Genomic DNA, 11,118 nt, shown 5'->3' with positions numbered 1-11,118 from the left:
CGCATTATAGGGAGTTCTCAGAAGGCCGCAACCCCTAATTTCAAAAAACTTTTCAAGCGCGGCTTTTTTCGACAAAACGCTGCACAAGACAGCGTTTTCGTTACTTTTCGTACGGCAACTGGCGGAATTCCTGGGCAAAGCGGTCTACTTCCTGCCAATTTGTGTATTCCACTTCTTTACTGCTATCCGTTTCCCCGCCGGTCATGCGCATAATAAATTGAATCATGATGCGATCGAACCAGCGGTAGCGCGGATAACGCAATGCGCCGGCGAATACCGCACACTGCGTAGGTCGCCACGGCGAAGCAAGCAGGAACTTGCGCGTATAGCCGTTAGTCTGCGGCGAACGCTTTTCCGGTTTCCGCGCCGTCAGGTTCACCGAGAAAAAAGCGCTCGGCATCTGATTCAAACGCGCGGCATGAACTTTGACGAATTTATCCAACGCCGGATGGAAATGACCGTAACGAATAGATGCACCGATCATGACGCGTTGATACTGCTCAAGATCGACATTCTCTGCCTGCAGCAAATCAATCACGTCACAGCTCAGCGTATCCTGCAGCTGGCTTGCTATATAAGAAGCAATAGCGCGTGTTTGCCCATCACGGCTCGAATACAGAATCAATGCCTTCATGGCGTTACTCCTTATAGGATCATTCACGCCAGAACGTCGGCGTGAAAAGAACGAGCAGAGTGAATACTTCCAGTCGGCCGAATAACATGGTCAATACAAGTATCCATTTTGCCGGCGGTGGCATGGTGGTGAAGTTGTCCGCGACCACCCCCAGCCCCGGCCCCAGGTTGTTCAATGTTGCAGTCACTGCGGCGAACGCCGAGAAGTCATCGACACCGGTGGCGATGATCGCCAGCATACTGATGATAAACACCAGAGCATAAGCAGAGAAGAAGCCCCATACCGCCTCCAGGATACGCTCCGGCAGCGCGCGGTTACCGAGTTTGATGGTATAGACAGCATTGGGGTGCACCAATCTTTTCAGTTCACGCGACCCTTGCAGATACAGCAGCAAAATGCGGATCACTTTCAGGCCGCCGCCGGTCGAACCGGCACAGCCGCCGATGAAGGCTGAACACAGCAACAACATCGGCAAGAACAGCGGCCACTTGGCGATACTGTCGGTCGTAAAGCCGGCCGTAGTCGCCATTGATACCACCTGAAAGAAAGCCTGATTGATGGTTTCCAGACCAGACTGATAAACGCCATGCCACCAAAGTATCACCGTGCAGACCACCACCAGCGTAAGCTGCACGAAGATGAACATGCGAAACTCCGGATCGCGCCAGTAGACCTTCAGGTTTCGGCCGCTCAACAATGCAAAGTGCAAACCGTAGTTACACCCTGATATCAGCAGGAACACCGCAATGATGGTATTGATGGTAGGACTGGCGTAATAACCGATGCTGGCGTCGTGAGTGGAAAACCCGCCAATGGCGATGGTTGAAAAACTGTGGCCAATGGCGTCGAATACCGACATGCCGGCGCCCCACAATGCCAAGGCGCAAGCGATGGTCAACAGTACGTAAATCAGCCACAAGGTCTTCGCCGTTTCGGCAATACGTGGCCGCATCTTGTTGTCTTTCAACGGGCCAGGCATTTCGGCCCGGTAAAGCTGCATGCCACCGACGCCGAGAATCGGCAAAATGGCCACGGCCAGCACGATGATCCCCATGCCGCCCATCCACTGCAGCATCTGGCGATAGAATAAAATCGCCTTGGGCAATGAATCCAGGCCGACCAGAGTCGTCGCGCCGGTGGTAGTCAAGCCGGAGAACGACTCGAAGAAGGCATCGGTAAGGGAAAGGTTGGGCCGCTCGGAAAACAGGAAAGGCAATGCCCCTACGCTACCCAGCACCGTCCAGAACAGGACGACAATTAAAAAACCCTCGCGGGGTTTCAATTCGTTTTTCTGTTTCCGGTTCGGCCACCACAGCATCAGCCCGATGGTCACCGCCACAAAGAAGGTCTGTGTAAACGCCCGGCCGGCCCCGTCACGGTAAATCAACGCCACCAAGCCAGGGATAAACATCGTCCCGGAGAATAAGATGACCAACAAACCAACGATACGGGTTATGGCGCGAAAATGCATTTCAGCACGATCCTTAGCAATTCAGTTGGGGGGGATTATTGCGAAATAGGGGCTAATTGCAAATTACCGCGACTCAGATCACGTAATTTATTGCCGAATGCCTCGACCCCCGTTGCCGGCAGCGCCAGGTGCAACAACACCTTCACACCATACTCCCCGTGCAAAATCTGCCCTTCCATTTGCTGCAACAAATTTTCGACCAGCGCCAACTGCGCATAGTCACACAGCAAAGTATATTCCAACTGCGGTACTTTGCTGATCAGCGTCAGTTGCTTCAACGCCTGCTGTACGCCATTGCCATAGGCTTTAACCAAACCACCGGTGCCAAGTTTGATACCACCGTAATAGCGCACCACTACCGCGGTGACTTCGCCAATGCCGCTACCCATCAATTGGGCCAGAATGGGTTTGCCCGCCGTACCAGACGGTTCTCCATCATCGGAAAAACCCAATTGCTGCGAATCGCTCGGCGCGCCAGCAACAAAGGCCCAGCAATGATGCCGGGCCGCCGGATGCTCTTCCTTGACTTGTAGAATAAATGCCTTGGCGGCATCTATTCCACAGGTCGGCGCCAAAAAAGTAATAAAACGGCTTTTTTTTATCTCTTCATTCACGCTGATGACGGCCGCAGGAATCGGGTAAGCGTGCATCAGGCCAGATTAAGATCGCGCGTCATGTTTTCTACGCGTTTTTCGTGAATGATGATGTTGTCTTCAATACGAATGCCACCGTAAGGCTTCAGCGCTTCGATGCGTTCCCAGGCAAAGTGCTTGCCGAACTCACCATCGCGCCATGGCGCCAGCAGCGATTCAATAAAGTACAACCCCGGTTCGATGGTCAACACCATGCCCGGTTGCAGTACACGCGTACAACGCAGGAAGGGATACTTGCTCGGCGCAGCCAGATGCGTGCCGTTTTCATCCTGCATAAAACCTGCGGCATCATGCACCTGCAAACCCAGCGGGTGACCCAGGCCATGTGGCAGGAACGGGCAGGTAATGCCATGCTCCACCATGGCTTCTTCACTGATGTCATTCACCAGTTGGTGTTTCTTCAACAGCTTGGCAATACGCTGATGCATCTGCACATGATAATCCGTGTAACGCACGCCGGGTTTGATGGTTTCAATCAACGCCAGTTGCTCGTCGTTGAGATCTTTCACCAACTGGGCAAAATCACTGCCGCTCTGCGCCGCATAGGTACGTGTCAAATCGGCCGCATAACCGTTGTATTCGGCACCGGCGTCGATCAAGAAGCTGCGCACCTCGGCCGGTGGCTGGTGATCCAGCTTGGTATAGTGCAGTACGGAAGCATGTTCATTGAGCGCCACAATGTTGTCGTAAGGCACATCGGTATCGCGATGCCCCGTGGCGGTCAGATAGGCCAGATTGATGTCGAACTCGCTCATGCCGGAGAGGAAGGCTTCATGCGCCGCACGATGACCCATTACCGCGGTCTTCTGCGCTTCGCGCATGCATGCCTGTTCGTAACCGGTTTTGATCGAACGGTGAAAATCGAGGTAATTCAGCACCGCCTGCGGATTAATGTTCTCTGCGCTGATGCCCAAATCACGCGCGCGTTGCTGAGCATAACCAATGTACCCCACTCGCTCACGCTGCGGTGGCAACTGCTGGGCAATATCACTGGCATTGGCCAACGGCATCAGTTCGATCGCCTTGGTCCAGAAGCTGTCTGGCAGCGCTTCGACGCTATGCCAGTAATCTACTGGAGAATAGAACCACAGCTTCGGTTTGTTAACGCCATCGACCCACAGCCAGCAGTTCGGCACCGTGGTTACCGGTACCCAGGCCTTGAAGTGCGCATTAACTTTAAATGGGTAATGGTGGTCATCCTGAAATACCCGTTGCAGTTCACCGGAATGAATCAGCAACGCATCCAGATTATTACGCGCTAACAGTTCCTGCGCACGTCGTTGCAGTTCAGCCAGGTGGTCATTATACAAAGAAGCCAGCGTTTCCATCACAGTACCCTTATGTCCTCGAGATCGGAATGCGCCATCTTAACACACTGATTCTGCGCTCCAACCCTCCCTCGCCAGGCAGGCGAAACGCCTCGCAAACGAGCCCAGCCGTGATGAAACCTGCGGGTAGCGTGGCCAAACATATAAAAATAATAATCATAAAAATCAAAATATTAAATTATCTCGCTGTGATCGGCGCTGCAAAAACGCAATGTTCCATTTGCATATTGTTAACATAAAAACCACACTCAGCCTCATCTGGTCATACCAGATCACATGCGCTGATTCAGGAGATAGACATGCTCTACCAAGGCGAAACCTTACAACTGCACTGGCTCGATAACGGCATCGCCGAGCTGGTGTTCGATGCCCCCGGTTCAGTCAACAAACTGGACACCCGCACCGTGGCGGCGCTGGGCGAAGCGCTCGCAGTGCTGGAAAAGCAAACTGCGCTGAAGGGTCTGCTGCTGCGCTCCAATAAAGCCGCATTTATTGTCGGTGCCGACATCACCGAATTTCTGTCACTGTTTGCCGCACCGGCAGAAAAGCTCGAACAATGGCTGAATTTTGCCAATGCCATCTTTAACCGTCTGGAAGATCTGCCGGTACCGACCATTTCGGCCATCAATGGCTATGCGCTGGGCGGCGGCTGCGAATGCGTGTTGGCAACGGATTTCCGCGTGGCGTCGCCGGATGCACGTATCGGCCTGCCGGAAACCCGGCTGGGCATCATGCCGGGCTTCGGCGGCTCCGTGCGTCTGCCACGACTGCTGGGTAATGACAGTGCGCTGGAAATTATTGCCGCCGGTAAAGACATCAGCGCCAAAGACGCGCTGAAAGTCGGCCTGGTGGATGCCGTCGTCGCGCCTGAAAAACTGGCGGACGCGGCGCTGAAAATGCTGCAACAGGCGATAGAAGGTCAGCTCGACTGGCGTGCCTACCGCCGACCTAAACTTGAGCCGTTGAAATTAAGCCCAATAGAAGCCGCGATGAGTTTCACCACGGCCAAGGGCATGGTGCTGCAAACTGCCGGCAAACATTATCCTGCGCCAATGACCGCGGTAAAAACCATTGAAGCAGCGGCCAGGATGGGGCGCAACGACGCGTTGAAACTGGAAACTGCCAGTTTTGTGCCATTGGCGCGCTCCAACGAGGCACGTGCACTGGTCGGCATCTTCCTGAACGATCAGTTCGTTAAAAGCCAGGCGAAAAAACTGGCCAATAAGCAGGAAGCGCCAAAGCAGGCGGCAGTACTGGGTGCCGGTATCATGGGCGGCGGCATTGCCTACCAGTCCGCGCTGAAAGGCGTGCCAGTGATCATGAAGGACATTAATGAGAAATCATTGGCGCTCGGCATGAGCGAAGCGGCCAAACTGCTGAACAAACAGTTGGAGCGCGGCAAGCTGGACGGCATGAAGATGGCCGGCGTACTGGCCACCATTCAGCCGACGCTGGACTACGCCGGGATCGAGCGGGCGCAGGTGATTGTCGAAGCCGTGGTAGAAAACCCGAAGGTCAAGGCTGCCGTACTGTCAGAAGTAGAAGCCCTGATTGGTGAACAGACCGTGCTGGCCTCCAATACCTCGACCATTCCGATTAACGAATTGGCCAAATCGCTCAAGCGACCGCAGAACTTCTGCGGCATGCACTTCTTTAATCCGGTGCATCGCATGCCATTGGTCGAAATCATTCGCGGCGAGCACACTAGCGACAGCACCATCGCTGCGGTGGTGTCTTACGCTTCACGCATGGGAAAAACGCCGATTGTCGTCAACGATTGTCCAGGGTTCTTTGTTAACCGTGTGCTGTTCCCCTACTTTGCCGGCTTCAGCCTGCTGCTGCGTGACGGCGCGGACTTCCGCACGGTTGATAAAGTAATGGAGAAACAGTTCGGTTGGCCAATGGGCCCGGCGTATCTGCTTGACGTGGTGGGCATTGATACCGCGCACCACGCCCAGGCGGTGATGGCCGCCGGGTTCCCGGAACGTATGGCAAAAAACTACCGCGACGCGGTGGACGTCATGTTCGACAACCAGCGTTTCGGCCAGAAAAACCAGTTGGGTTTCTACCGCTACAGTCAGGACAGCAAAGGCAAGCCACGCAAAGACAACGACGAGCAAACGGATGCACTGCTGGCCGACGTCAGCCAACCACGCCAGAACATCAGTGGCGAAGAAATCATTGCCCGCATGATGATCCCGATGATCAACGAAGTAGTGCGCTGCCTTGAGGAAGGCATTATCGCCAGCCCGGCCGAAGCGGATATGGCGCTGGTATACGGCATCGGCTTCCCGCCGTTCCACGGCGGCGTTTTCCGCTACCTGGATACCCTGGGCAGCGCCAATTACCTGGACATGGCACAGCGTTACGCGCATCTGGGCGCACTGTATGAAGTTCCGGCCGGCTTGCGCGCCAAAGCCGAACGTAATGAAAGCTACTACCCGGTGGCAGAACCACTCACCGATGTCGCCACTGGCCAACCGGCATGAGGTCGTAAAGATGGAAAATGTAGTGATTGTTGATGCCGTTCGCACGCCGATGGGCCGTTCCAAAGGGGGGGCTTTCCGGCAGGTTCGCGCCGAAGATCTGTCGGCCCACCTGATGCGTGCCGTACTGAGCCGCAACCCGGCGCTGGACGCCACGGCCATTGATGACATTTATTGGGGCTGCGTACAGCAAACCCTGGAACAGGGTTTTAACATCGCCCGTAACGCCGCATTACTGGCGGAGATCCCACATACCGTGCCGGCGGTGACGGTCAACCGCCTGTGCGGCTCCTCCATGCAGGCGCTGCATGACGCCGCACGCGCCATTATGGTGGGCGACGCGCATGTCAGTCTGATTGGCGGCGTGGAACACATGGGTCACGTGCCGATGAACCACGGCGTGGATTTTCACCCCGGACTGAGCCGATCGGTAGCGAAAGCCGCCGGCATGATGGGGCTGACCGCCGAAATGCTGGCCAAGATGCATAATATCAGCCGTCAAATGCAGGATGAGTTTGCTGCCCGCTCGCATCAGCGCGCCTATGCGGCAACCCAGTCTGGCCACTTTAAAGCGGAAATCATTGCCACCACCGGCCACGATGCCGACGGGGTGCTGACCCGCTACGACTATGACGAAGTAATCCGCCCAGAAACGACCGTCGAAAGTCTGGCCGCACTGCGTCCGGCCTTTGATCCGGTCAACGGAACGGTTACTGCCGGTACGTCGTCAGCCCTGTCCGATGGTGCATCCGCCATGCTGCTTATGAGTGAGTCACGTGCCAACGCGCTCGGCCTGAAAGCGCGGGCACGCATCCGCTCGATGGCGGTGGTCGGCTGCGATCCTTCCATCATGGGTTATGGCCCGGTACCCGCCAGCCAACTGGCGCTAAAGCGCGCCGGTCTGAGCATACAGGACATTGGCCTGTTCGAACTGAACGAAGCCTTTGCCGCTCAGTCATTGCCCTGCATCAAGGATCTGGGGTTGCTCGACAGCCTCGATGACAAGGTCAACCTGAACGGCGGCGCCATCGCCCTTGGGCACCCATTGGGCTGCTCCGGATCGCGTATTTCTACCACCTTGCTGAACCTGATGGAGCGCCGGGACGTGCAGTTTGGTCTGGCGACCATGTGCATCGGCCTGGGTCAGGGGATCGCCACGGTATTTGAACGCGTATAGCTGTGTCTATCTTCGGCGATTCCGGCAGCCAATGCCGGGTCGTCGCGCACGTTTTGTTGCCGTACTTCCCGCCTGTCAGGGGCGGGTTTTTTATGCCTGCCGTTTGGTACAGGCAAAAAAATAGGGCAGCGCCGGGCCACCCTACTGATACATCACATGTCGATCAAATAAACGAAAAGGCATCGCCGAACATGCGCGCTTCTTGTGCACCGCGTTCAGCACAGAAACGTTCACGTGCAATCTTCGCCATTTCAAACCGACCGGCAATATAAATATCATGCCCTGCCAGCGAACCGAAATCCTGCAATACTGCGCTCAACACGGTACCGCTACGGCCACGCCACTCGGCTTCAGGCTGTTCGACCACCGGGATCACGTTCAGGTTGGGGTGTTGCAGCGACAGCGCTTCCAGTTCGCTCAGATCGTACAGATGCTTCAGTTCGCGCCCGCCCCAATAGATGGAAACCTCGCGATTAGGCTGCTGTTCCAACGCGGTCAGCAAGATCGAACGCGCGTAGGAAAAACCGGTGCCGCCGGCAATCAACACCAGCGGACGACTGCCGTCTTCACGCAGCCAGGCATCGCCGTGCGGCATATCCACGTTAATCGCCTGCTCTTTCAAGATACGATCCATCACCGCCATGGCATACAGATTCAGTTCTGATGCGCCGATGTGCAGCTCGATATAATCCTGCTGCTTCGGGGTTGAGGCCAGCGAAAACGGACGCTTGTCGCGCTCGTCCATCACCACCATCAGATATTGTCCTGCCTTGAATGAAACCGGCGCTTCCGGCACCAGACGTACCCGATAAACGGTATCGGTAATGGCCTCTACCGAGGTCACTGTACAGCTCAATATTGTCATGCGTTCCCTCTGTCGGGTCATCTATGCAAAACTGAGAACAAAGCCTGACATACCCACCATAGTTGCAGCCGCATCTTCGTTGGCTTCCCCACACACCCCAGCCTCTTACGCGAGTAAGCGGTCAGGAATGCGTTGCGTTACCGCCGCAATGCCACTCCAATTACGTTGGCTACATTATAATGTCGGTTCTCTGTCACTGAAAATTGCGAGCTCATCCCAGATTTCATCGACGCGCGCGCGCACCTTTTCATCCATCTGGATCGGACGGCCCCACTCGCGCTGGGTTTCACCCGGCCATTTATTGGTGGCGTCCAGCCCCATCTTCGATCCCAGCCCGGAAACCGGCGAGGCGAAGTCCAGATAATCGATTGGCGTATTCTCCACCATCACGGTATCCCTTGCCGGATCCATTCGTGTGGTGATCGCCCAAATCACATCATTCCAGTCACGTGCGTTGACGTCGTCGTCGCAGATAATGACAAACTTGGTGTACATAAACTGACGCAGGAACGACCAGACCCCCATCATCACTCGCTTGGCGTGACCAGGATACTGTTTTTTGATGGTCACCACGGCCAGGCGGTACGAACAGCCCTCCGGCGGCAAATAGAAGTCGACGATTTCCGGGAACTGCTTTTGCAGGATCGGCACGAACACTTCGTTCAGCGCCACCCCCATTACTGCCGGCTCGTCCGGTGGACGGCCAGTGTAAGTCGAATGATAAATGGCATCGCGACGCTGGGTGATATGGGTGACGGTGAATACTGGGAAATGGTCGATCTCGTTGTAATAACCGGTATGGTCACCGTACGGGCCTTCAGGTGCCATCTCGCCCGGCTCGATATAGCCTTCAAGGACGATTTCCGCACTGGCAGGGACTTCGAGATCGTTGGAGATGCACTTGACCACTTCGGTCTTGTTACCGCGCAACAGCCCGGCGAAGGCGTATTCGGACAGGTTGTCCGGCACCGGCGTCACCGCACCAAGAATGGTCGCCGGATCGGCTCCCAACGCCACCGCCACCGGGAAACGCTCACCGGGATGCGCCTGACACCATTCCAGATAATCCAGCGCGCCGCCACGATGCGACAGCCAGCGCATGATGACCTTGTTCTTACCCAGCACCTGCTGACGATAGATACCAAGATTTTGACGCTCCTTGTGCGGCCCACGGGTAACGGTCAGGCCCCAGGTGATCAGCGGCGCGGCGTCTTCCGGCCAGCAATGCATCACCGGAATGCGGCCGAGATCGACGTCATCCCCTTGCCACACCTGCTCCTGACAGGGTGCGGAACCCAATACCTTGGTCGGCATATTCAGTACTTGTTTAAACTTCGGCATCTTGTCGAACAGATCGCGGAAGCCTTTCGGCGGCTCTGGCTCTTTCAGGAAAGCCAGCAACTTGCCCACGTCACGCAGCGCGCTGACGTCTTCCTGGCCCATGCCCATCGCCACGCGATTGGCGGTGCCGAACAGATTGCACAGCACCGGCATGTCGTAACCTTTCGGGTTTTCGAACAGCAGCGCCGGGCCGCCCGCACGCAACGTGCGATCGGCAATTTCTGTCATTTCCAGATAGGGATCGATCGGCTGGCTGATGCGTTTTAGTTCCCCTCTCTTTTCCAGCAACGAGAGGAAATCGCGTAAGTCACGGTATTTCATGCTGATCATTATAACGGCCAGTGAGGAGGGCATTATAAGCCCTCTTCACGGTTGTTGCTGCAATTTTGTTAAACAAAGGGCGATGCTTCGACACTCTGTCAGTGACAATCAAACGACACCAGCGGGCGCAATGCCAGCGTATCGTGATATTCCTGCGGCTCCTGCCCATGGCGGAAAATCTTGAAACCCTGCTCGCGCGCGCTGAAATAATGCAGATCGTTGCCGCTGACTCGCAGCAGACTGCCCTCACGCAACGCCACCACCGATTCACTCGGATTCACCGCACAGAACTCCGCCAAACGTTCATCACGCGTTTCCCCCATATGGCCGCTGATATGCGCGTCAATATAGTGCGGGTTGATTTGCAGCGGAAACAGCCCCAGCGCCGGCAACACCACGCTGTTGCGCACCGGCATATCATTGGTGGTGCGAATACTTGGCGTCGCCACGTTACAACCGGCGCTCCAGCCGACATAAGGCACATTACGCTCGCGTACCGCACGCTGGATAGGCACGATCAGCCCCTGCTCATGCAGTTGCTGGTTCAGCATCCAGGTATTACCGCCGCTGATCAGAATACATTCAGCCTGCTCGATAGCCGCTGCCGGCGATGCCGCATGATGAATGCTGCTGACCGCGATACCCAGCGTTTGTGCCAATTCCTCGGCCCTTTGATCGTAATCACTGCGGATAAGCGCATAGGGAATCAACAGCGCTGAAGTGATGTTACGGCGCTCAATCATCGCCCGCAACTGAGGCTTGGCATACCCCAACAGTTCGGATTCACCTGAAAGTTTGCCGTTACTCAGCAGAAATAGCTCCATTTCTCTCCCTCGTTCGTA

General features: G+C 55.8%; 9 protein-coding genes. 2 read left to right on the top strand and 7 right to left on the bottom strand.

Annotation, left to right across the window (positions count from 1 at the left end; translation table 11 throughout):
• Nucleotides 1–100: 100 nt before the first annotated feature.
• The 4 genes from hemG to pepQ are packed head-to-tail and all read right to left on the bottom strand — an operon-like array spanning nt 101 to nt 4,086.
• Nucleotides 101–634: a menaquinone-dependent protoporphyrinogen IX dehydrogenase gene (hemG, locus tag ACCC84_RS20425; RefSeq protein WP_004957712.1), complete on the bottom strand. Its 534-nt coding sequence runs from the start codon at nt 632–634 to the stop codon at nt 101–103.
• A 19-nt stretch (nt 635–653) separates the two neighbouring features.
• Entirely contained in the window at nt 654–2,105 is a 1,452-nt protein-coding gene (gene trkH / locus ACCC84_RS20420; RefSeq protein WP_004957707.1) for a Trk system potassium transporter TrkH, read from the bottom strand.
• A gap of 35 nt (nt 2,106–2,140) precedes the next feature.
• Entirely contained in the window at nt 2,141–2,755 is a 615-nt protein-coding gene (locus ACCC84_RS20415) for an IMPACT family protein (RefSeq protein WP_088499810.1), read from the bottom strand.
• Nucleotides 2,755–4,086: a Xaa-Pro dipeptidase gene (gene pepQ, locus ACCC84_RS20410; RefSeq protein ID WP_004957700.1), complete on the bottom strand. Its 1,332-nt coding sequence runs from the start codon at nt 4,084–4,086 to the stop codon at nt 2,755–2,757. Before pepQ ends, ACCC84_RS20415 begins: the two co-directional genes overlap by 1 nt.
• Nucleotides 4,087–4,385: 299 nt before the next feature.
• Between pepQ and fadB the strand changes: the two genes are divergently transcribed.
• Together fadB and fadA are read left to right on the top strand one after the other, a co-directional pair.
• Nucleotides 4,386–6,575 carry a fatty acid oxidation complex subunit alpha FadB gene (gene fadB / locus ACCC84_RS20405; protein WP_004957696.1) on the top strand — a complete coding sequence of 730 codons (2,190 nt, stop codon included), beginning with the start codon at nt 4,386–4,388 and terminating at the stop codon, nt 6,573–6,575.
• A 10-nt stretch (nt 6,576–6,585) separates the two neighbouring features.
• Nucleotides 6,586–7,749, top strand: coding sequence for an acetyl-CoA C-acyltransferase FadA (fadA, locus tag ACCC84_RS20400; protein ID WP_039992518.1), 1,164 nt, complete (start codon nt 6,586–6,588; stop codon nt 7,747–7,749).
• 163 nt (nt 7,750–7,912) lie between these two features.
• Here the strand turns inward: fadA and fre are convergent, their stop codons facing one another.
• From fre to pepE, 3 genes are all read right to left on the bottom strand, one after another.
• Nucleotides 7,913–8,614 (bottom strand): NAD(P)H-flavin reductase, encoded by a 702-nt coding sequence (gene fre, locus ACCC84_RS20395; RefSeq protein WP_198774051.1) that lies wholly within the window; start codon nt 8,612–8,614, stop codon nt 7,913–7,915.
• 174 nt (nt 8,615–8,788) lie between these two features.
• Nucleotides 8,789–10,285, bottom strand: coding sequence for a 4-hydroxy-3-polyprenylbenzoate decarboxylase (gene ubiD / locus ACCC84_RS20390; protein WP_088499811.1), 1,497 nt, complete (start codon nt 10,283–10,285; stop codon nt 8,789–8,791).
• Nucleotides 10,286–10,374: 89 nt separating this feature from the next.
• Complete coding sequence (gene pepE / locus ACCC84_RS20385) at nt 10,375–11,100, bottom strand: dipeptidase PepE (protein ID WP_004957683.1); 726 nt, start codon at nt 11,098–11,100, stop codon at nt 10,375–10,377.
• Nucleotides 11,101–11,118: the final 18 nt, after the last annotated feature.

Origin of the sequence: Serratia odorifera (assembly GCF_041448735.1) — a bacterium.
Lineage (GTDB): Bacteria > Pseudomonadota > Gammaproteobacteria > Enterobacterales > Enterobacteriaceae > Serratia_F > Serratia_F odorifera.
Note: the sequence above shows the minus strand (reverse complement) of the source record. Positions and strands in the feature narration are given on the sequence as shown.